The 21,644-nt window shown below is 59.2% G+C and carries 16 protein-coding genes, 8 pseudogenes and 1 other annotated feature; of the genes and pseudogenes, 13 read left to right on the forward strand and 11 right to left on the reverse strand.

Annotated elements, in window-relative coordinates; translation table 11 throughout:
• The first annotated feature begins 228 nt into the window (after nucleotides 1–228).
• The 4 genes from OKW35_RS48235 to OKW35_RS48250 all read left to right on the forward strand — a co-directional run bounded on the left by OKW35_RS48235 (nucleotide 229) and on the right by OKW35_RS48250 (nucleotide 2,738).
• Complete coding sequence (locus OKW35_RS48235) at nucleotides 229–1,095, forward strand: dioxygenase (RefSeq protein WP_429555818.1); 867 nt, start codon at nucleotides 229–231, stop codon at nucleotides 1,093–1,095.
• A 233-nt stretch (nucleotides 1,096–1,328) separates the two neighbouring features.
• Nucleotides 1,329–1,898, forward strand: coding sequence for a hypothetical protein (locus tag OKW35_RS48240; RefSeq protein WP_429555819.1), 570 nt, complete (start codon nucleotides 1,329–1,331; stop codon nucleotides 1,896–1,898).
• Nucleotides 1,899–1,933: 35 nt separating this feature from the next.
• On the forward strand, nucleotides 1,934–2,140 hold the full coding sequence (locus tag OKW35_RS48245) for a hypothetical protein (protein WP_429555820.1): 207 nt from the start codon (nucleotides 1,934–1,936) through the stop codon (nucleotides 2,138–2,140).
• A gap of 163 nt (nucleotides 2,141–2,303) precedes the next feature.
• A complete protein-coding gene (locus tag OKW35_RS48250) occupies nucleotides 2,304–2,738 on the forward strand; it encodes a hypothetical protein (protein ID WP_429555821.1) in 435 nt (144 codons plus the stop codon).
• Here OKW35_RS48250 and OKW35_RS48255 read toward each other — a convergent pair.
• Entirely contained in the window at nucleotides 2,717–3,484 is a 768-nt protein-coding gene (locus OKW35_RS48255) for an MBL fold metallo-hydrolase (RefSeq protein ID WP_429555822.1), read from the reverse strand. The two genes, OKW35_RS48250 and OKW35_RS48255, sit on opposite strands and share 22 nt — an antisense overlap.
• 686 nt (nucleotides 3,485–4,170) lie before the next feature.
• Here OKW35_RS48255 and OKW35_RS48260 point away from each other — a divergent pair.
• Nucleotides 4,171–5,109: a cation diffusion facilitator family transporter gene (locus OKW35_RS48260; RefSeq protein WP_429555823.1), complete on the forward strand. Its 939-nt coding sequence runs from the start codon at nucleotides 4,171–4,173 to the stop codon at nucleotides 5,107–5,109.
• Between the two features lie 175 nt (nucleotides 5,110–5,284).
• Here OKW35_RS48260 and OKW35_RS48265 read toward each other — a convergent pair.
• Nucleotides 5,285–5,582: pseudogene (locus tag OKW35_RS48265) on the reverse strand (formate/nitrite transporter family protein); the annotation flags it as partial.
• Between OKW35_RS48265 and OKW35_RS48270 the strand changes: the two are divergent.
• A pseudogene (locus OKW35_RS48270) lies at nucleotides 5,581–5,741 on the forward strand (IS3 family transposase); the annotation flags it as partial. The pseudogenes OKW35_RS48265 and OKW35_RS48270 sit on opposite strands and share 2 nt — an antisense overlap.
• A 46-nt stretch (nucleotides 5,742–5,787) precedes the next feature.
• Here OKW35_RS48270 and OKW35_RS48275 read toward each other — a convergent pair.
• Nucleotides 5,788–7,053: an IS256 family transposase gene (locus tag OKW35_RS48275; RefSeq protein ID WP_429554844.1), complete on the reverse strand. Its 1,266-nt coding sequence runs from the start codon at nucleotides 7,051–7,053 to the stop codon at nucleotides 5,788–5,790.
• 118 nt (nucleotides 7,054–7,171) lie between these two features.
• Between OKW35_RS48275 and OKW35_RS48280 the strand changes: the two are divergent.
• Both OKW35_RS48280 and OKW35_RS48285 read left to right on the forward strand, forming a co-directional pair.
• Nucleotides 7,172–7,675 (forward strand): annotated as a pseudogene (locus OKW35_RS48280) (IS3 family transposase); the annotation flags it as partial.
• A gap of 390 nt (nucleotides 7,676–8,065) precedes the next feature.
• Nucleotides 8,066–8,392, forward strand: a complete 327-nt coding sequence (locus OKW35_RS48285; RefSeq protein WP_429555824.1) for an HdeA/HdeB family chaperone — start codon at nucleotides 8,066–8,068, stop codon at nucleotides 8,390–8,392.
• Between the two features lie 340 nt (nucleotides 8,393–8,732).
• Here the strand turns inward: OKW35_RS48285 and OKW35_RS48290 are convergent, their stop codons facing one another.
• The 3 genes and pseudogenes from OKW35_RS48290 to OKW35_RS48300 all read right to left on the reverse strand — a co-directional run.
• A complete protein-coding gene (locus tag OKW35_RS48290) occupies nucleotides 8,733–9,923 on the reverse strand; it encodes a sensor histidine kinase (protein WP_429555825.1) in 1,191 nt (396 codons plus the stop codon).
• 440 nt (nucleotides 9,924–10,363) lie between these two features.
• Nucleotides 10,364–11,365: pseudogene (locus OKW35_RS48295) on the reverse strand (IS110 family transposase); the annotation flags it as partial.
• Between the two features lie 47 nt (nucleotides 11,366–11,412).
• Nucleotides 11,413–11,721 (reverse strand): annotated as a pseudogene (locus OKW35_RS48300) (integrase core domain-containing protein); the annotation flags it as partial.
• 255 nt (nucleotides 11,722–11,976) lie between these two features.
• On the opposite strand from OKW35_RS48300, the pseudogene OKW35_RS48305 reads away from it, so the two are divergent.
• Nucleotides 11,977–13,068, forward strand: a pseudogene (locus tag OKW35_RS48305) (IS30 family transposase); the annotation flags it as partial.
• 102 nt (nucleotides 13,069–13,170) lie between these two features.
• Here OKW35_RS48305 and OKW35_RS48310 read toward each other — a convergent pair.
• From OKW35_RS48310 to OKW35_RS48325, 4 genes and pseudogenes are all read right to left on the reverse strand, one after another.
• Nucleotides 13,171–14,098, reverse strand: a pseudogene (locus tag OKW35_RS48310) (IS3 family transposase); the annotation flags it as partial.
• Nucleotides 13,705–13,821 (reverse strand) — a sequence feature (AL1L pseudoknot). Its footprint overlaps the pseudogene before it by 117 nt.
• A 51-nt stretch (nucleotides 14,099–14,149) precedes the next feature.
• Nucleotides 14,150–14,387 (reverse strand): annotated as a pseudogene (locus OKW35_RS48315) (ISNCY family transposase); the annotation flags it as partial.
• A 189-nt stretch (nucleotides 14,388–14,576) separates the two neighbouring features.
• Nucleotides 14,577–15,044, reverse strand: a complete 468-nt coding sequence (locus OKW35_RS48320) for a hypothetical protein (protein WP_429470781.1) — start codon at nucleotides 15,042–15,044, stop codon at nucleotides 14,577–14,579.
• An 808-nt stretch (nucleotides 15,045–15,852) separates the two neighbouring features.
• Nucleotides 15,853–16,032, reverse strand: a complete 180-nt coding sequence (locus OKW35_RS48325; protein ID WP_429555826.1) for a hypothetical protein — start codon at nucleotides 16,030–16,032, stop codon at nucleotides 15,853–15,855.
• On the opposite strand from OKW35_RS48325, the gene OKW35_RS48330 reads away from it, so the two are divergent.
• The 4 genes from OKW35_RS48330 (at nucleotide 16,031) to OKW35_RS48345 (ending at nucleotide 20,014) form a co-directional block, all read left to right on the forward strand.
• A complete protein-coding gene (locus OKW35_RS48330) occupies nucleotides 16,031–16,279 on the forward strand; it encodes a hypothetical protein (RefSeq protein ID WP_429555827.1) in 249 nt (82 codons plus the stop codon). The two genes, OKW35_RS48325 and OKW35_RS48330, sit on opposite strands and share 2 nt — an antisense overlap.
• 2,368 nt (nucleotides 16,280–18,647) lie before the next feature.
• Nucleotides 18,648–19,013 (forward strand): response regulator, encoded by a 366-nt coding sequence (locus tag OKW35_RS48335; protein WP_429555828.1) that lies wholly within the window; start codon nucleotides 18,648–18,650, stop codon nucleotides 19,011–19,013.
• A 337-nt stretch (nucleotides 19,014–19,350) separates the two neighbouring features.
• Entirely contained in the window at nucleotides 19,351–19,695 is a 345-nt protein-coding gene (locus OKW35_RS48340) for a DUF3331 domain-containing protein (RefSeq protein WP_084754081.1), read from the forward strand.
• A gap of 109 nt (nucleotides 19,696–19,804) precedes the next feature.
• Entirely contained in the window at nucleotides 19,805–20,014 is a 210-nt protein-coding gene (locus OKW35_RS48345; RefSeq protein WP_429555829.1) for a hypothetical protein, read from the forward strand.
• A gap of 252 nt (nucleotides 20,015–20,266) precedes the next feature.
• Here OKW35_RS48345 and OKW35_RS48350 read toward each other — a convergent pair whose 3' ends face one another.
• On the reverse strand, nucleotides 20,267–21,595 hold the full coding sequence (locus OKW35_RS48350) for a polyhydroxyalkanoate depolymerase (RefSeq protein ID WP_429555830.1): 1,329 nt from the start codon (nucleotides 21,593–21,595) through the stop codon (nucleotides 20,267–20,269).
• Nucleotides 21,596–21,644: the final 49 nt, after the last annotated feature.

Consider the following 21,644-nt stretch of genomic DNA (forward strand, 5'->3'; position numbering starts at 1 on the left):
AGGACACTTTAGTACGTGATCGGCATCATTCAATGAATTTTTAACTCAGGACACTAGAACGCTCTTCGACTGCGTCGCACACCGACGCATCTATCGATAGCATAAATCGTTACGGTGCAAAAAAGCCATTTCTGTCCATGCACGTGTGTCCTTAGACTCTGCGCAATCGAACGCCGACCGTGTCGAGACGGATCTGAACAGGGCGTTACCGCATCTAAGGAGACATGCATGACCGCCCGCAAGTTTGATATCACCGAACAGGTTCTAAAGAGCATGAAGCCTGCGAACGCGCGCTTTGGTGTCGTGATGTCGGCGCTTGTGCGCCATCTTCACGACTTCGTGCGCGAAGTGGAGTTGGAGGAAGCGGAATTGATGGCGGCCATCGAATTTCTCACGAAGGCCGGGCAGATTTGCACCGCCAAACGTCAGGAATTCGTCCTTCTTTCTGACACGTTGGGCGTCTCCATTCTCGTTGACGCCATTAATAATCGTTTGCCTGAAAGTGCCACGCAGCAGACGGTGTTGGGACCGTACTACTGGAAGGGTGCGCCGGAGCTGCCGATGGGGAGCGATCTTGCCAGGGGCGTCATTGGCGAGCCGTGCTTTTATTCCGGGACCATGCTGACGCTCGACGACGGGCCAATCGAGGGTGCCGTGCTCGACATCTGGTCGGGCGATGGAGAAGGCAACTACGACATGCAGCTCGGTTCCGACGAGATGCGCGCGCGTGGGCGTCTGGCCACGGGACCCGACGGCAAGTACTGGTTTCGGTCGATCAAGCCGTTCTACTATCCGGTACCCACCGATGGACCGGTCGGTTCGATGCTCGCCGCGATGGGCCGCCATCCGAATCGGCCACGCCATATTCACTTCATCGTCTCTGCGTCCGGCTACAAGTCGATCGTCACCCACCTCTTCCCGTCTGACGGGCCGTACCTCGACAGCGATGTCGTATTCGGCGTGAAACAAGGCTTGATCGTCGATTTCAAGCGACATGAGCCTGGCATGGCGCCGACCGGCGAGCAAGTCGACGTGCCCTTCTGGACGTGCGAATACGACTTCCGCCTCGTTCGCGGCGAACAGCGAGCGGCATGACACGCCATCCGGGCCGGCGGGCAGCCAGGCTCGGAAGCGTGGTGAGCCAAGACGACGCGACATCGAAAGCATAGCAATCCCTGGTCAGTTCACGGACTCCCGGCAAGACATCGGGGCGCGGGAAGGCGCGGGAAGGCGCGGGCCATTCGTCGTCGCTGCGCGTCGCTGATCCTATAGACGGCAGGATTAGTGCCGCTCATTTTTAAGCGATGCTGATAATAATGGAGACAAACATGGTATTTCGGTCCCGTACCAAAAGGCGCAACTTCGGCCTCGCCGGCGCGCTTATCGGTCTCATGTTGCAAGCGTCACCGGCACAAGCGGACGGCTATTTCCAATGGCAGATCAATTCGTTTGGCGGAGGATTCACGCCGCACGGCCCGACCGACTATCTCTACGACAACGGTACGCCCAACAAAAACGTGTTCATGGGACAGTTCGAGCATTTCGACCAAAACCGCTTCGGCAGCAACTGGATCGATTTCGAAAACTATCACGGCGCTGATATGAGCGGCGATCCTTCGAAGCACGACAACTACGTCTTGTTCGTCAATCCGCGTCTGAGTATCGGCAAGATACTCAACAAGAACTTGTCTTACGGGGTCTTCCAGGACGTGAGCCTGCCGCGCGCTTTGAAAAATCCAACTACGCCCAGTTCTGGGTCAAGTCTTACGGACTTCTCGCGAATTTCAATCTGCCGGGCTTCGACTACTTCGAGACCGACGCTTACGCGCGCGAAGCGTCATATGTGGGAGCCGAAAACACCAGCCCCAATCTCTTTTACCGGATTTTCTTCAAGCTGAAACCGTTCTCGATCGCGGGGCACGAGATCACACAAATGACGACACTCGTCGTGAATTTCCGGAAAGACTCGTTCGGCACGGAGGTCTTCTTGCGCCCCGACTTCTTCACCCCTATCGATGACAAGGGGCGCTTCGAAGTCGGGTTGCGAATCAACATCCACAGCTACAACCTCCCGGGCTCGCTCGGCGGCGGACGCAGCACCATTGTGAGCCCGATGTTGATGCTGCGGGCATACCTCTGACCTCAGCTCTGGCGAGAACCACGTTTGAAACAGGAGGGAACGAAGGTGTCGCCTTCGTGCTCGATCTGACCGAGCGCAAGCGGGCCGAGGAAGAAGCCCGCGAGAGCGAGCGGCGCTACCGCGAGGTGCCGACGGAGCTGGCGCACGCAACCCGCGTGGCCACATGGGCCAGCTCGCGGCGACGATCGCGCATGAGGTCAACCAGCCGATCTCCGCGACGGTCGCCAACGGCTACGCCGCGATGCAGTGGTTAAGCGCCCAGCCGCCTGACGTGAAGGAGGTCTGGCAGGGTTTTCCACCGACGTCCCGCGCGGCGCTGTTTTTCAGCTCACGGTGCCGGTTCATCCAGATCTTTCATCGTGATTGGACAAAGCGCGAGCCACTTTTTTGGTGGTTGCGGCGTGCACGGCGGCTCAGACTGACGATGGCACTTGTGATCAACCGGTCAGCGTCCGATGTCCGGCTCCGAGGCGACATTGGAATGACCGCTGCGGCGCGCATACGAGCGGCTGCAGATGGCCGAAAGGGACCGATGGTGATGGTTGATCGTCGTCCCACGCTATTTTTCGATAACGATCATGCGCGTTTTGCCAGATAGGCGTCGATCAGCGCGACCAGTTGTTCCCGCCCGAAGCTCGCGTCGTGTCCCGCGTGGACGACTTGCACGGGCAATTCGCGCAAACGCTTCATCGTACGCACATAGGTCGGGATATCGGCACCGCCGATCTCGTCCAGCAGCGGGCCATCGTAGATCGCATCGCCGGAGAACAACGTGCCGGTGGCCGGCTCCCAAAGACCGATGCTCCCTGGTGAATGGCCTGGCAGATGCAGGACTTCGAAATGCCGGTTACCGAGATCGACAATATTCCCTTCCTTGACGATTTCCGTGACGGTCGCAGCTCGCACGCGGTAGTCGGACATCCGGTAATCGGCCTTGGGAAGGGCGGTGATCAGATCGCCATCGAACGGATAGCCAAATTCGTGGTATCGACGAATCGCGGCATCGCCCAATACCGATGCCAGAAGCGTGCCGCGCTCGCGCGGCGAGCGCAGGTTGTCGGCCTCCAGTTCGTGGACAAGCGTGTGCTCGAACTCATGATGTCCGCCCACATGATCCGAGTGCGTATGTGTCGCGACTGCGGTCACTTTCTTTTGAAGCAGATGCCGGGCCGCGTCACGCAGACTGGCAATACCCATTCCGGTGTCGATCATCAGGTCCCGGTCGCGGCCCCGCACGTGCCAGATATTGCACTGCATCAGTGGCACGACATGAGGTTCCCACAGCAGGGTGATTTCGTCACTGATGCGTTTCAGTTCAAACCAACGGTCGGCGATTGGCAGCATAGTCATGGGAAGTCGATTCGAACTATCGGAAGTTGATCTACGGGTAGGAAAAATCTCCCCCTGCAGGTTCAGGATCTCGTCGAGTTGGAGTATAGCTACCTGGCGTAACCGAAGCACCTCTCCTGACTGGCGGCTGCGCGACGTCGAGCGACGCCACGCGACCCCGTTGTCGCCGTTCGGCTCGCCGCTATGGCAACGACCGCTATCAAAGTCCAAGGGCCATTCACTCGCGTGTAGTTGCCTGCAGCTTCTCAGGGTTGTTCGACGCCCGCCCTGTTCCACAGGGCTGTGAGCGCGCAGCGAAGCGTGCAAAACCGCCGAGCCACCGTATTTGCTTAACGCGAACTCAGTGCATCCATAAGGAAGTTTGAGCAAGCATTGCCGCGCAGCGCAAAAAGCGAAGCGCGACAACACTCGCCAGCGCGCAACGCATTATTTGGTGCGCCGCTCAGTAACGGCATTGGGCAAGCCACCACCTCGATATTCACCCGACCAACACCCAGGCCTCTGTAACTTGCCAGTTGATAACACGCGGAAGCGAAAGACGATTGTAAATCGTTTTCGTTTATATTTGTCCATATAAAACAAGGACTTATGACAACATTTTCGGACTTAATGTGCAATAATTGCGCTTTGCAATTCGTGTTTACCGTTATGCGCGCGACACACCGAAGCCGGAGCTGAACATGGGTAACAAAGAAATGGAAGAAACGAGCAGCCACGTGGCCGCCCGACGCAGCACCTTCGTGAGTGTCTGCGTCAACGTGCTACTGGCGATAATCCAGATTGTGATCGGCGTATTCGCCAGATCGCAGGCATTGCTGTCCGACGGCATTCATTCCCTGTCGGATCTTGTTTCTGACTTTGTTGTCCTGTTTGCCGGTCAGCACAGCAAGAAGGGACCCGATGACGACCACCCCTATGGGCATCAGCGATTCGAGAACGCCGCGTCGCTGGTTCTGGGCGTCTTGCTGCTGGCTGTCGGTATCGGCATGCTGTGGACAGCCGTTGTGAAGTTCCGCAATCCGGCTGCGATTCCGGCGGTGCACACCGCTGCATTGTGGGTGGCCGGTATTGCGCTGGTATCGAAGGAATTGCTGTTCCGTTACATGCTTAATGTTGCCCAACGCGTACGCTCGAGCATGCTGATTGCCAACGCTTGGCACGCGCGCTCGGACGCGGCGTCCTCGCTGGTGGTAGCGGCCGGCATAATTGGCAATCTGATGGGCTACCCGATCCTCGATCCGATCGCTGCGCTGATCGTAGGCGTTATGGTGGCGAAGATGGGCTGGAGGTTTGCCTGGGATGCAATGAACGATCTGATGGACCGCGCGGCCAACGAGGAAGAAGTCTCCGCGATCCGCCAAACGCTGCGCGAGACACCAGGCGTGGTCGGCTTCCACGATCTGCGGACCCGAAAGATGGGTGACCTGATCGTCGTCGATGTGCATCTTGAGGTCGACGACCGGCTGTCCATCGTCGACGGCCATGACATCGCCGCAGCGGCACGCAGAAACGTCATCGACAATCACCCCGTCCTCAATGTGATGACGCATATCGACCCCATTAGCCGCACGGGATCGGGCCACCCATCCATGATGCCAGTAGCCTGCCATCAAAGCTGAGCATGTCGCGTGGGGCAGGCCGGTACGTATGGCACCGCACGCGATGCCGCGCCGAGTTGCGAAAATTCATCGCAAGGTGCTTGCAGTGGGGGCGCGCTCACGCTGCCTAACGGGATGTTGTACTAGTCCCATCCATGGTGTAGGAGCCCGCGACCGCTCCGCTCACGGGCGCATTTCAACGATTCCCGCTAATTTCCGGCGCGATCGCCGCGTGGTTGAGAAGCGCGACCAGCGATATCCCGCCGATCACATTGCCCGCCAGCGTCGGCAGAACGAAACGGACCAGGGTAGTCGTATAACGACGCGCAGCCGGACAGATAAGCGTAGGCCACCTCCGTCGATCCAGCGATGATATGCGACAGTCGCGCGGCCGCCACCACGTAGGTGATCAGCAATACGGCGAACAGGCGGCCGGAGCGCGCGCTCGGCAGCAGCCACACCATTAACGCAATCAGCCAGCCGGCGAAGATTGCGCTGCTCAAACGTGAAGCTATCAGGGTCGGGCGCAACACGTCGGCACTCTGATGAAGCGCATGGGCATTGAGGCACTGTACTGCAAGCCGAACACGAGCCGCCGTCATGCGAAGCACAAGATCTGGCCTTATCTGTTGCGGGGCATGACGATCAATCGGGAGATAACGTCAAGTCTGGTGTATGGGCCGTTGATAGCCGGCGACGTCAAGCGGCGAGTTTCTGCTGACCCGGTTGATCGTCTTGCACCGGTTCGCCGTCCCTGAAGGCAATACCCTCCAGCAACAGCTTGATCTGTTCGGGGCCGTTAATGCGGCGCCAGGTTTTCTCGGCTTCCTCGATCAGCTTGAATGCCAGGCCGAGGAAGGTTGGTCGCGACACGCAGTTGCGCGTCCGCGTAGTGCGGTGACGCACGGTCGCGAACGTCGACTCGATCGCATTCGTGGTGCGCAAATGCTGCCAGTGCTCGGCCGGGAAGTCGTAAAACGCCAGCAGGCTCTCACGGTCCTTCTTCAGAGTTTCGGTCGCCTTCGGATATTTCGCCGCGTAGACCGTTACGAAACGATCGAACGCAGCGTACGCGTCCGCACGCGTAGCGGCCATCCAGATCGCCTGCAGGTCTGCCTTCGCGCGTCCCTGTTGCGACTTCGGCAGCGCGTTGAGCACGTTGCCCATCTTGTGGAACCAGCAGCGCTGGCCGCGTGTCGCAGGAAACACTTCTTCCAGCGCAGCCCAGAAGCCCATCGCCCCATCGCCGACTGCCAGCAGCGGACCGGCCTGCAAGCCGCGCGCCTTCAGCTCCAGTAGCAGCTCCTGCCAGGACGCCTTCGACTCGCGATACCCGTCGCCGATTGCCACACGCTCCTTGCGTCCATCGGGCCTCACTCCGATGATCACGAGCAGGCACTGGCCGTCAGAGTTCTCGCTTCGCAGCCCGGTGTGAATGCCGTCAACCCACCAATACACGTAGCGCGACTTTGATAGGTCCCGTCGACTCCAGCTGGCGTGCTCGTCGGCCCATTGCGCTTTCAGCCGACTCACCACATTGGCCGACAAGCCTTTGGCGTCATCTCCCAGCAGCACGCTCAGCGCCTCGCTCATATCGCCCGTCGAGATGCCCTTCAGATACAGCCACGGCAGCGCGGCACTCACGCGCGGCGACTTCCTCACGTACGGCGGCACAATCGATGAATTGAACTTCACACCTGATCCTGATCGATCGCGAACCTTCGGGACCTTCACCGCAATGGGGCCGGCCGCCGTCAGCACTTCGCGCTCCGGCAGATAGCCATTGCGCACCACGGCACGCTGTCCGTGCAAGGTCTTGACGTTCTCGAACCGCTCCAGGAGCGCCGACAGCTCTGCTTCGATTGCCTGCTGGATCACCTGCCGCGCTCCCTGCCGGACCAGTTCGTCCAGACCCAGACCGGTTGCCGATAGACCGACGACTTCTTTTTCCGTAAACTTGCTCATGGTGGATGGTTTGTTGGTTGCTGGTTTCCGACTTCGACAATCAGATTCTCAGCTGAAACCTCCACCGCCTTCAATCTCCCGCCTCAATCCCCCCGTACACCAGTTCTGACTTTATCTCATCAATCGGGCAAACCAGGTCTGGGCACTGGATACGAGCTATATTCCGATGGCGCGCGGCTTCGTATATCTGACCGCCGTGGTGGACTGGGCCAGCCGAAAGGTACTGGCCCACCGCGTGGCGATTACGATGGAAGCGATGCACGCTGTCGAGGCGTTGGAAGAAGCGTTTGCAAAATACGGGCAACCTGAAATCGTCAACACCGACCAGGGCAGCCAGTTCACCGCGACAGCGTTCACCGACGCCGTGCTCAGCAGGGGCATCCGCCTGTCCATGGATGGCAAAGGCGCCTGGCGCGACAACGTATTCGTCGAACGCGTGTGGCGCAGCGTGAAATATGAAGAGGTGTATCTGAAAGCCTATGAATCAGTCAGCCATGCACGCCGCTCCATCGGCGATTACCTGAACCTTTACAACCTGAAACGGCCCCATTCAAGTTTGTCCGATCAGACGCCGGATGAGGCATACTTCGCGACGCTGCCAGCGATCAAATCGGCAGCTTGATGACCCCGGCGCTTCCACTTATAAATTCGATCTGACTGTCCGAACCAACGGCGCCACCTCTAGGGAAAAGAAACATTTGGCGCGTCTGACGCCGACTGCTGGGACGTGGGCGGCGCTATCGCTCCTCGCGTTCGTTACTGGAGGCGGGCAATTTCGGGGGAGGCCACGCCGGACCGACGCCGCCTAGGTCCTGAGTCAAGTTGACGCGATATATACCAAAGTCTCATTGTCTTCACTCCCGACGGCGTCGATACTGCCTGAAGGAAATTCCGCACGCTGCACGCAGACCTTGCGGAATCGCCGAATCGGTCAGTTCCCTTGTTCTTTCCGAGGGTCATCAATAGCGGGCGGCCTTTTTTGCCGTCCCCCGCGTGAGTCTGGGAGTGTTACATGAAGCGCTTTGTGACTGCCACCTGTCTTCTGGGAGCCGTTATCGTGATGCCGGCATTGGCGCAAGCCCCGACAAAAATGAATCCGCTGAAAATGAAATGCGAGGACTTCGTGGCGATGGATGAAGCTTACCGACCCGCTGCCGTCTACTACGTGGCGGGAGTCGACAAGCTCGGCATAACGGAAACTGACACGATGGTGGAGGACACTGCGACGCCAATCGGCGTGCTTGTTTCCGAGTGCCAGAAGTCGCCGAAGGCGTCGTTTCGTACGAAGGTCCGGCAGATGTACAAGAGCGGTCAACTCGCTCTTTTCGACCATCACTGAGCGGGCCGGTCGGGTCCATGTCAGTGCACGTGAGAGGACGAGGCGGCCGCGCGGACTGCGGATGCCCGCGGTTGCGTGGATGAGGTCGGCGCGCGAACGGCCGCTTGCTGATGCAAAATGTTCACCCGAGAGTCTGCCTGGCGATACAGGCGACCGGCGCTTCCTGGCCGGTCGCTGCCCGACGACGATCGGCAGCACGCGACCCGTTCCCGCCCCTCAGTTAGTGTCTCCGAATGCGCCACGTGCCAGGATTAACTGCAACTGACGGAACTCAGACCGGCGCAGCGTACATACCATCTCACTGCCTGTTGGCGACCTCGCATGCCCAAATTTCAGGTCGTTACAGGTAGGCGCCACCGACTGGATTTTCGCCAGAGTTCGCTGTCCGGACCGGGCTGCGCGGCAAGGTAAACCGGAACACGGACCCGCGTGCGACCTGATTGGTGTCGGCCCACAATCGCCCGCCATGGTCTTCGACGATGGAACGGCAAATCGCGAGGCCCATGCCAATTCCACTCGTCTTGGTCGTATAAAACGTCTCGAACAGGCGGTCCGCGTTTTCCGCGGCGAATCCCGGCCCACTATCCTGTACCGTGATGAGCACGTCGCCCGACTGAACTGTGGCTGACTGGATGATGAGTTTTCGCGGTCCTTCTGGGAACTCACTCATGGCCTCGACCGCGTTCATCGCAAGATTCAGTACGACTTGCTGAAGCTGAACGCGATCTGCTTCGACAGGTGGCAGTGTCTGGTCCAGCCGGATTTCGACTGCAACGTTCTCCTTCAGGAACTCGTGTTGCAACAAGACGAGCACCTCGGCAATAGCGTCGTTTAATTGAACCCTGTTCTTGCGCGACGCGGACTTCCTGGAGAGTTCGCGAGTCCGCTCGAGGATGGCGCTGGCGCGCGCTGCGTCCTGGATGATTCGCTCGAACGACTGGCGGGCGCTTTCCAGATTCGGCGGACTGGCAGCCAGCCATCGCACACCCGCCTGTGCATTGGTAGCACTCGCGCTGATCGGTTGCTTGAGCTCGTGACTGAGCGAAGCCATGAGTTCACCCATCGTCGTCAAGCGATTCGCGTGCGCCAGCGCCTTTTGCACGTCGCGGAGGCGGCGCTCGCTATTGAACACCTCTGCTTCCGACAGCTTCGCGTGCCGCGCAAGCACCGTCACGAGTGCGATAGCCCCTATGCTGATGAACTCGTTGGCAACCGCCAGGGTTACCGAAACGGCAGGTGGTGTGATGTACCAGCTCAGCAGCGCAAGAGCTATGCAACCGAGACCCACTATTGCGATGTCGCGCGGCCGAAGGAAGCGGCTTGCCATCAATACGACCGCGACATACAGGGTAGCGGCGGCGATATCGAGCGAAGTGATCGAATCGGCGATAAAGATGGCTATTGCTGCAGCGATGGTGAAGCCGCGCAGTGCCGCGTTCTTTGTCGGCAAGCGATTGTCTCCTGCGATCTGTGTCCCGGCTTCGTTCGCCACCCCGGATAAGTCCGGTGGCCAAGGAGTGCGGAGTTTCATGACATCTTCTCGGAAAATACCTGCGACCGGCTGCCCGCCCCTATCTGACGATAACGATGTAAGTGTAGCGCCCCGCCTGTCGTGCAGGGAGCCGCTGCACACAGCACTTGAAGACAGAGTGCGAAGGACCGTATGTGGACTCCTCCTCGTTGATATGACTCCCGGTGTCAATCGGGATCGGTTTTGGCGTTCGTGGCATGTTTGGTTGTGAATTTCCTGAGGGCGGCGTAGCAGTAAGTCTCGACGGTGGATCACGCTGATATTCGCGGATTGGTTGCCGCATTACAGAGGTCCGTCTCATGAGCCTGCCGCTTTCTTGCTACGCAAGTCGGCCTGATGCCGTTGCCAAACGAGGACGCGGGTTGCTCGAATACCGGGCTACGCCGCCTTCAGGAAACTCGTCGATCTCGGTCGGTCTGTTGTGCAGTGAAGTCCTCCGTTCATGCCGCTTGTACGGTGGGTGATGCGGCCAATGTCAATCCCAATCGTCCAATGTCCCAGATGAAACCGATCAGTTCGCGGGCGACGGCGATGATTGCAACGTGGGCGCTCTTGCCTCTAGCCACGAGCTTACGGTAACGCTTGCATAGCCGTAGCTGCGCATCCCACGCTCGATCGATGATGGGTTTGGGGATGCCTTCATGCCGGCGCTGGATATCGATGCTCACACGTGCCGGATGGCGGTAACTCCACGCTGATTCGACGAGCAGCTTTCTTGCATAACTGTTGCCAGTCTTTGTAATGCTTCCCTGCCGTCGCTTGCCGCCGGATGAATGTTCTGACGGCGTGACGCCAATCCACGCCATCAACTGTCGCGGATGCTCAAATCGGGAGAGGTCGCCCAGTTCGGACACCAGCCCGACTGCCGACGTAAACTGGATGCCGCGCATAGCCTGCAGGGCGAGCACGACGGGATAGAATCGCCAGTTGGAAACTGCCTCACGCAGCGCCATCTCCAGCCGTTCGCACTGCGCGAGCCTGTCCTCGATCGTGCGGCGGTGTTCGTCAAATGCGAGTTGCTGCCAGGCGCTGTCGAACGAGAATGTGCTCAACCAACGTCGGTGCGTCGGCCCCCAGTCTGGGCGCCCGAGGTAATGGACGCCGTGTGAGAGCAGGAACGATTTGAGCCTGCAGCGTGCTGCTTTCAGGTCTTCCCTGGCGGCCGACCAGGCCCGGGCAAGGTCACGAAACGCTTCATCTTCAACTGTGGGCACATGGACGGCGGACAGATCTCCGGCCCGCAACGTACGCACCAGTTTGATGGCGTCGCGTCGGTCGGTCTTGACGCGCTCGCCCGGTTTCCGCGGAATCAGGGATGGCGCGCACACCATGCATTCGAACCCTTTGTCGACCAGCCGTCGGTACAGGCCGTATCCGCAGGGGCCGGCTTCATAGACTACCCGGATATGCCGCGCCTTTGATTGCAGTCGTTTGCATAGGCGGTCCACTTCGATCTGAACCGCCCCGGGAATCGTGGAGGCTGGTTGGTTTAAGTTAATGCCGGTTCAGCGGCAGCTGTTTCAAGTTGCCGATAGTAGTTTGCCTCAGCTTCAGCGGGCGGGATATAGCCGAGGGGCTCCATCAATCGATGATGATTGAACCAGGCCACCCATTCCAGGGTTGCCAGTTCAACGGATTCCCGCGTTTTCCACGTGCGGCGATGAATCAGTTCAGCCTTGTACAAGCCGTTGATCGTTTCAGCCAGAGCGTTGTCATAGCTGTCGCCCCGGCTGCCGACCGACGGTTCGATGCCCGCTTCAGCCAGCCGTTCGCTGTAGCGAATGCTGACGTATTGGGCGGATTCAACCGGTCGTTGCAACACCTTTGATCGAGGAGGTGTTGCATGGGACGAAGTGCAAAGCAGGTGTATCGGTTGACAGGGCGAGAAGCGATGTACTCGCCGGGTGCGCCATCACTTGGACATGTGATGGAGCGTCGGTTTTGGCAACAGATCGCAACGGGCATTACAAGCGAGAAAGCAGCGGAGGCGGTAGGCGTATCTCAAGCGGTAGGCTCGCGCTGGTTCCGCTATCGTGGCGGCATGCCACTATTCATGTCGAAACCTATCGCTGGTCGATACTTGTCGTTCGCTGAGCGGGAAGATATAGCGTTGCTCTCGGTACAAGGTCTTGGGGTACGCGAAATTGCCCGGCGTCTTGGACGTAGTCCGTCAACCGTTTCGCGGGAACTCACACGCAATGCGGCAACCCGTTGTGGGTGCCTCGAGTATCGTGCTTCGGTCGCGCAGTGGAAGGCGGAACGGTTCGCCAAACGACCAAAGCCAGCGAAGCTGGCGACGAACGCACGGCTGCGCCAATACGTACAGGAGCGCCTTGAGGGCAAGGTACATGACGCTGATGGTCGTGAAATTGCGGGGCCCAGGCAGGCACCGTTCAAGGGGCGCAATAAACCACATCGCGGTGACCGAAAGTGGGTCAACGGCTGGTCACCTGAACAGATTGCCAATCGATTGCAAGCTGATTTCCCGGATGATGAATCTATGCGCATCTCTCACGAAGCCATTTATCAAGCGCTCTATATTCAAGGGAGCGGTGCGCTCAAGCGCGAGCTGGTGGGTTGCCTTCGCACCGGGCGCGCGTTGCGCGTTCCCCGAGCGAGAGCGCGTGCCAAGGCGTGGGCGCACGTCAGCGAGGAGGTGATGATTTCCAGCCGGCCTGCAGAGGTGCAAGATCGTGCTGTGCCAGGCCATTGGGAGGGCGACCTGATTATCGGCTTAAACCGATCAGCCATCGGGACGTTGGTGGAAAGATCAAGCCGCTTTACGATGCTCGTGCACTTACCTCGCGAGAAAGGCTATGGGCTAATTCCACGCACGAAAAACGGGCCTGCGCTGGCCGGCTACGGAGCTGTTACGATGGCCAACGCACTCAAGAAGACCGTGGCGGACTTGCCTTCTCAGTTGTGGCGATCATTGACCTGGGATCGTGGCAAGGAACTGTCCGATCACGCCCGCTTCACGATCGAGTCCGGCGTGAAGGTGTTCTTCGCTGACCCGCACAGCCCATGGCAGCGCGGTACGAACGAAAACACCAATGGCCTTCTACGACAATACTTTCCAAAGGGCACAGACCTGTCCCGGTGGAGTGCTCGCGAGATCCAGGCCGTTGCTAACACATTGAATACCAGGCCCCGGAAAACACTCGGCTGGAAGACGCCTGCGGAGGCCTTGGACGAATACCTAAAATCTGTTCATAATCTAGTGTTGCAACGACCGGTTGAATCCGCCTTGGGACCCTCTGTCCGAGTGGTGTATCAACGTTCCGTCGCCGCCCGGGCGCCGCGCGTAAAGCGCCTGTTCAAGTGCATCAAGAACGAAGTCCGTGGTCATCGAGGAGCTGACGCGCCAGCCGACAATGCGCCGTGCGAACACGTCGATCACGAAGGCCACATACAACCAGCCCTGCCACGTCGAAACGTAGGTGAAATCCGAAACCCAGAGCTGGTTCGGCCGTGCCGCCTTGAACTGGCGATTGACCCGATCCAGCGGGCGCGGGGCTATGGAATCAGGAACGGTGGTGCGAACACGCTTGCCTCGCCTCACGCCGCGCAGACCCAACTGCTTCATCAACCGTTCGACCGTGCAACGAGCCACCGCGATACGCTCCCGGTTCAGCTGCTTCCAGACTTTATCGGCACCGTAGACCTGCATGTTGGCCTGCCAGACACGCTTGATCTCCGGGCGCAGACGTTCATCGCGTATCGCGCGAGCACAGCGCCGCGACGGGTCACGAAGCTGCGCGGCATGGCGCCAGTAGCCCGACGGGGCAATCCGCAAGACCTTGCAGATCGGCTCGACCCCGAAGGTGTCGCGATGCTGATCGATGAAGGCCTTCAGGACTTCAGGCGGCGGTCGAGCTCCGCCTGGGCGAAAAATGCACTCGCCAGCTTCAGAATCTCGTTGGCGCGACGCAGTTCCTTGACTTCGCGTTCCAGCGCCTTGAGGCGTTCACGTTCAGACGTGGTTACCCCTTCGCGCTCGCCGCTATCGACTTCTTCTCGCTTGACCCATCCAAGCAACGTCTCGCTCGTGCAGCCGATCTTGGGAGCGATGGATCGATCGCCGCCCACTGCGACGGATACTCGCCGCGATGCTCCTGCACCATGCGCACTGCACGTTCCCGGACTTCAGCAGAAAACTTGTTCGACTTGTTCATGACTCCATTCTCTCAAGAGTTGGAGCCTCCACCAAATCCGGAGCGGTTCACGACCGGCTTGCCATGCTGTTCCAGGTAGCTACGCATCGCCTCAAGGTAACTGAAAGTCGACTCGGTCGCTGAGAAGTGCAGCGCCATCAGCCGGCTGGTTGCATCGTCGATGAACACCAGCAGCGTGCACGCCGGCGCGCGCTTCCTTGAACGAGCGATGATCGCTGCCGTTGATCTGGATCAGCTCGCCCAGGCATGCGCGGCGGTTTCTCGGCTGGTGCAGTTTCGGCGGCCGCTTCTATCGATCTGCTGCATTTATGTTTTCGTCTTTTGAGGCAGGCGCGGCCGGATGATCCTCAAAGCCTCGTCCAGGGTCACGGCGCGCTGGACGCACGTGCCGAAGTGGGCAGTCGCCTCCATCCTTTCAGACCCATCTGACGGCTGCTCTCCGAAGCCTTCAGCGACAAGGCTCTCGGTGTGACCTTGATCATTGCCCATCGGCGGAAAGCCGTCTGGCGGCTGCACTCGAGGGCTGCCTGCATACGATGGCCGTCAGCACCAGGGGAATGACCGGATGAACGACTGCAGTGCTCCCAGCGTCTCCGAGAAGACGCTTGACCGAATCCGCCGAACCCAGCACAACCACACCGTAAACCGCACCTGGCGAAGCGTTGCTTCCGCCAGCTTTGAAAAGTGGATCATCCGGCTGGTATCCAAAAACGGCATGAACGCGGAGGCCGAATGCAGTCAACCCGGCGTCGCTCGTGGGGCGAAACACGTTCACCGAATTCGGCTCAACCCGCATGGCGGGGGTCACGATGGACTGAGTGTCGACGAGACTGGTGACGAAGTCATGTGCCGTTTCTCCGCACGTCAAGTGATTGTCCAGCGCATGACTGAATGCCGGCGCCGGAAAAATTGCAACGATTGCCAGGAGCCCCAAGATTATTCGCATGGCACAGACTTCCTTAACGTCGGTCTGGGAAATGACCACCGGGTCATCACCCGTCAGGCGGCGGCCGGCGCCCCATTATGGGCTCCGCGTGCCTCAATAACCTCAAGCCTTTGCCGTACCAAGGAAGCCCATCGCCACCGCAGTCTTTCAGGCTCCTGATGGAGGTGATTCGGCAAGCCTTATCTCTCCGCCGTTTGCAGGCGCCTGGGAGTCCAGCCCCTGAGTCTCCAGTCCCACGCCCGGCAGCGCCAGGTCCGGTGGCCGAACACTCTCTAGCGGCTGTCCGAATGATCCCCGCATCGCGGGTAACAACGGCTAAATCGAGCCTCGGCGTCATGCGTTAGCGTTGATCGTCGATGGTTATGCTGCCGTCAGCTCACAGCCCGCATGGCTGACGTCCATCCCTGAAGAACCGCTGCCTCAGAAACGGGATATTGTCCGAGGCGCTTGATCTTAGTTGGCGCCCTTCCCCCAAAAGCCAAGAAAAAACTCGTGGCCTCTCTCCGCTTTGAGCGCAGCCACATGGCGACTACTGCGAACATGTGCGGAGCTCTGCGCTGCGCGCGCCGAACGGCCACCGTCATCTAACTCATGCCCGCGCCCGACTCCCACCGCTTTTGGCGCATGCCGTCAGCCCGAGTCGCCCGCTGCGTGCGAACAAGGGCGGACGGGAACGCCGCCCTTTCTCCGACTCGAGACACGCGGGCATCCTGTGTGCTGCATGCTGCGATCGAAAAGCGATTGTTAGGGGTGCCAACCGCCGGCAGCAGTCACAATCATTCCGGTCATCGCTGACTCCTCGTAGGACTCAAAATCCGCTGTGTTCGCCGATCATTTCGATGAAGCACTTCCCACAGCAGACGGCAGTAATATTCGGCCAATAGTTCACGCGCTTTTGGACGTCTTCCTTCATCTCGCCGCATTCATCGCAGCGATCCAGAACACTGACCTGCAGCGGTCGGGAGCGCCACTGTTCGAGCGCGTTCATGTCAGCAGCCCTCGTGTTGATCTGCGACGCCGACGGCGATGATGTTCGCGGCCATCTTCAGTTTTTGCCGACGTCGGATCATCTCGGCACAGCTCAAGCAAATATCTTGCGTTCGTGCTCATCGTGGCCCTCACTGGATACAGATGCGGCTAAGGTCAACAGTCCGGCGATACACGCTTTTCTTCAGCCAGGGGACGAACGTGAATCCAGTTATGCAGAACATTTAACATGGCGCCCACTCAAATGAAAACGCAAAGTCCATGGAATCAAGATAGACGGACGACCCAAAGAAAACCATTCTACGAACGGTTGCTGCAATCCTCCGTTGGCATAGCGCGCTTATACGTTTGGATACCTCGAGGCATCCCGGAAGTGAGTGTTCGAGTGGCGATGTAACGGGATCCGTTACGGTAAGCCAGTCATACCTAGGTATGGGACAGCCATTCCTAAGCAGGAGCAATGCGTGCCATTCGTAGAATGGTCTTTTTTGTCTTGCACGTTTACGTTGGTTCCATGGTCGGTGCGTTCGCGGTACACCTCCGCAACGGCAGCGTCTTCTTTGGTCATCAGTTTCTTCGGTCGGAGAACGTTATGCACGTTCGTATCGTGGCTAGGCGGGATCGTGTATCGGGGGACAGTGAATCTGAGCCGTGTCCGCATTCAATTGCCCGGAGGACGACAGGAACCGGTGACGAGCATCGCATCGATCGGGTTGTTTTTCTTGCACGCCAAGATTCGCACTGTACAGCTTGATACAGGGAGGTCGCTTGTGCTTCATTGTGTTCTGAGTCGCGCGGCCCGCCTGTGCGCGCGGACAACAATCCGGGGTGCCCAGACAGCTACGAGCCGAACGGCGCCGATGCGTGCGCGCAGGACGCGCTGGCGATCGAGTCGTTGGCTGAGGTGGCGACGCCACGGCTGACGATGGTCATCCCGGCACCACGACTGCCTCTGGCTTCGCAGGCATGTAGTTCCGACAGCTCGGCGCGAGGAAGTTCGAGCGTGCGCTGCAATGCAATCGACCAGTGACAGTTCGGGCACCGCTCCATTCATCAACCTTGGTGTCTAGGCGATGACCGAAGGTATAGGGGCAAATCCACCCACAATCACATCAGCGGGGCGTATGGTGGATGTCGCGCGCAGTTGTGAATTGATACAGCAACGCAGTTAGGAATTGATACTCCTCGTTGTAGGGTTGCTCCTTTTGGGCGGCCCGTGATCAGCTACGAGGATTACATGGAAATCGAGATTCTGCGTCGCCAGGGCAACAGCCTCCGGGATATCGCGGTCGAGACCGGCATGGCAGTCAACACTGCTTCCTTGTAGACGCAACCCGCGCGGAGCGCTTACATGCCGCCTGGGTATTCACCTCCTGTGTCAGGGCTGCCGAGAGGCTGAATGAGAATGTTGCGCCGCCGTAGGAACAACTGGTGGCCCAGATTTGCCCACCATGGTCTGCATGAATAGAACTGGAAATCGCAGACTCATCACCCTGCCGGAAATGCATGTCGTACAGAACGGTTCGAAGGTCGCGGAAGCTTTTCCTCACGAATACCAGACCCCGAGTCGTTAACCGCGGCGATAACATCGCCTTCAGGGTCAAGGCGGGACTGGACTATGCACGGTTCGGCACCGCCTGTTAATCTCCTAAGCGAAGTTATACGCCCGTATAACCACGTAACGCTAACGCGGTATCGACATATCCGACCGCATAGTAGATTTGCCATTCGGCAAAACCTACTCTTCTCTCATCGAGACAGCGTTTCCGCTACGACAGCGCAAAGCTCACGGTTCGGCCCGACCACAACATCCCCTTTTGGGGTGGCCCGACCCGTTCGCTTTTTTAACGTCTTCAAGGATTCGTCGTGTCGGCTGTTCTGCATAACTGGATATATATCGGCAGTAACGCGTATGCGGAGTACACGTTCGTGCCGTGCCGTGGCGTGGCAGGAACATCTATCGCCGTACCGTCGACCTCTCCGCAATATGCATTCAGTAGCCGCAGGTCAGGGATTATTCGACCTCTAGCCACGTGCTGTGAAGCTCTGTTGTGCAGGTCGTTGCATTTCAACGGCTCCCCGCACTGACGCATTGCACGGATGCACGCTACCGAAAGACCTTGGGGAGCCACCAATGGCCGCAAAGCGCAAGTCTGCATTGAGGAGCATTACCCCATCGGGAATTCCGACTCTACGCGAAGACCTCAAAACACAGCTCGCGCCCATTGCCACCGCACTGACGGAAGAACTTGCGGCGCTGTGGACAGCCGCTCTCGACGACGGAAGAGAACAGACGCTCGACCGTCTGTCGCAGGCGCTAAGCGACGCGGTCCCAGAGTTTCTGCGAGGGGCGTTTGAACAGAAAATGCTCGCAGGCGGAAAGTCAGCGTCGGAATGTCGGCCATCGCTTGTCGCGGTAATACGCGCGAGTCAGGCTGCACCCACCGGGCAAACATGCGCACCGGATGAAGACGGAAGCACAGACTTTGCTGTTGGCGGCGTCAGCTGCCGCGAGAACGCTCCCGTCCAATGGACTGCTTTCAACGCGTGGGAGCAGCGGAATAGCTGTTGCCGGCAAACAGACGAAGTGAAAGACCACCGCTTCGGGGGCGGGTCATGGTGATGGTGTTACTGGTCGATGACGACATGAGCCTGCTTCAGGCGCTTGAAACGTTGATTTGCGGAGAAGGCTACGAGGTAATGACTGCGTTGAACGGGGATGAGGCACTGCAGGCAGCACGCCGGAGGCGCCCTGACATCGTGGTTTCGGATTTCATGATGCCGGTCATGGACGGACCCACCCTCATAGGCGCGCTCGCGGCCGAGCCGGATTTTGCAACCATTCCTGTCCTTCTGAACTCAGCGGTGGCGACACCACCGGCCCACCTGCAGGTGTCGGCGTTTCTGAGAAAGCCAGTCGCAGCCTCGCGCCTGCTCGAACTGCTTCGACTGCACAGTCACAGTAACGCCCAATCGCCTTGACTGGTCACTTCGATATGCCGCCAATAAAAAAGCCATTCCTGCCTCCATCAAGGAGTACCGCATTTTCGAAGAAAGGGCAGCCGCTGGAAACAGTGCTAAAGGGAGGAACACGATGTTGAACGCTGAACCGAGTACGGACTCTGACATCCTGTCAGAGAGTGGCTCCAATCGTACGTCTATTGTCCCCGCGCTGCCTTCAGCCGATTATCCGTCGCCGCACCGGCCGGGCCGGCTCGCCCAGTCAAAGTCCGCTTGCGGCACTTCTTCGCCGAATGGCATGGACCCCTGGGCATCGACGCTCGCAGCCATCCATCGATTTTCTTCCCCGCCAGACCCGATGCGAACGACTCCGGCCCTGTCCGTCCGTCCCCGCTCCACGGGCGAGCCGTTCCGTCCCCGGCAGACGGGCGGCGACGTGCGACCCTTCACTGTAACCGTCGTTGAGGAACTGTCCAATTCTCTCTTCGTGCTGCGCTGGCGTGACGCGACGCTTTGCAACTACGAAGAGCAGGTCTGGTCGGCGTGTCTCGCTCGCGCGTCAGGGTGTTGCGCCCTATCCGGCAAGCATATCAATCTGGGCGACTCGGTCTACCGTCCCCGAGTCCGCGGACGAGTCATACCACTTAACAGAGACGCAATGATTCTCGCCAGCGAGCTGGTCCAAGCCCGCACAGGCGCCTGACACGCGCTGGAGTTAATGTATGTTGGACTCGGGCTCACTCAGCTAAAGCATCCCCAGAACACAGGCGGTCTCAGGGTGCTCTCCACCGCCTGGCCACAGGAGGTTCAATATGAAACTTGAGGCCGCCACGTTCGTGCGACTACGCCGTCTCGCCCCGGTTCTCGACGACATACTCAGCGCAGGCGAGGTCGACCACGCAGATCAGGCCGTAGACCTTGATACGCTCGCCCAGCTATGCTCGCAGCTCTTCGATGCATACCGCGGCCAACATCCGGGCGAGATGGCGCAAGTGCGACACGACGCCCTTGAGTCGCGGTAACGCACCGCTTATGGACTGGCTGGCTGGTTCAGGTGGCGGCCATTCAATTCACGATTTTGAACGTTGCTTCACGGCCATACCGGCCGGTCGCGTCATGCTTCGGATCCCGACTGAATGACTGTTTCGCGGAACGATGGACTAACTGGCGCTTTCGGCCAGGTTCTGCTCTTCAACATTGGACAATGAAGGGCAGACCCCTTTCCGGACGGCCACCGACCACAGCCGAAGGCCGCCTGACAACTGGCGCGACCGTCAGACGGTCGCGCAGGAATAGCTCGCATTACTTTCGTTACCGTCGATTTTTTCGCGCCGATCTTCTTTGCAGACACTTGTTGGCGCCGGATCGTGTTCTACGATGAACTCGCGCAGTTGCGGATAGATGATCGTGCGCCAGCGGCGGCCGGAGAAGATCCCGTAGTGGCCGCATTTTTCCGCGGTGATGTGACGCTTGTTCTTCGCCGGAATGCCGCTGCACAAGTCATGCGCCGCGAAGGTCTGGCCGTCGCCGGAAATGTCGTCGAATTCGCCTTCGATCGTGAAGAGCGCGGTCTTCGTGATGTCCTGCGGCTTCACCCGCTCGCCGGCGACGTCCCACGTGCCTTCGGCAAGACGGAATTCCTGGAACACGACGCGGATCGTGTCGAGGTAATAGTTCGCGTCCATGTCGAGCACCGCGTTGTACTCGTCGTAGAAACGGCGATGCGCTTCCGCGTCGTCTTCGTCGCCGCGCAGCAGGCTCTGGTAGAAGTCCCAGTGCGAAGCCGCATGACGTTCCGGATTCATCGCGACAAAACCGGTGTGCTGCAGAAAACCCGGGTAGACCTTCCGGCCCACGCCCGGATAGTTGGCCGGCACGTTGTAGATTACGTTGGCTTCGAACCAGCCGATCGAGTGCTGCGTCGCGAGCGAATTGACTGACGTCGGGCTCCTACGCGCATCGATCGGACCGCCCATCATCGTCATTGTGCGCGGCGTGTCTTCGCCCCGGCTCGCCATCAGCGAAATCGCGGCGAGCACCGGCACCGTCGGCTGGCAGACCGAGATCACGTGCAGGTTCTGCGAGCCGATGTGGCGGAGGAACTCCTGGATGTACGCGACGTAGTCGTCGAGATGGAACGGACCGTCTTCGAGCGGCACCATGCGCGCGTCGATCCGGTCGGTGATGTAGACCTTGTGGTCCTGAAGCAGCGTGCGCACGGTGTCGCGCAGCAGCGTGGCGTGGTGTCCCGACAACGGTGCGCATACCAGCACGACCGGTTCATCTTTCAATTGAGTAACGGCGTCGCTGTCGTCGGCGAAACGCTTGAAGCGCATCAACCGGCAGAACGGTTTTTCGATGATCGTCTGTTCGACGATCGGGATATTGTGCCCGTCCTTGACGATCTGATGCAGGTTGAACTCCAGTTTTTCGTAGTCCTTGCCGAGCCGGTACAGCAGCTCGTAACCGGCCGACAGACGCGTGGCGCCCGGCACGTAAGCCAATGGACTGGCGGGATTCGCGAACGATTTCGATGCCGCCTGGGCCCAGGCGGTGAGCGGGCTCAGAAGTGCCCGCTGGAATTCGTGCAATTGATAGAGCATGTTTCCCTAAGGATAGCTGGGTAAGACGCGAGGAATTCCTTGTTGTGTG

The sequence above is a fragment of the Paraburkholderia sp. MM5477-R1 genome (assembly GCF_050436385.1).
Lineage (GTDB): Bacteria > Pseudomonadota > Gammaproteobacteria > Burkholderiales > Burkholderiaceae > Paraburkholderia > Paraburkholderia tuberum.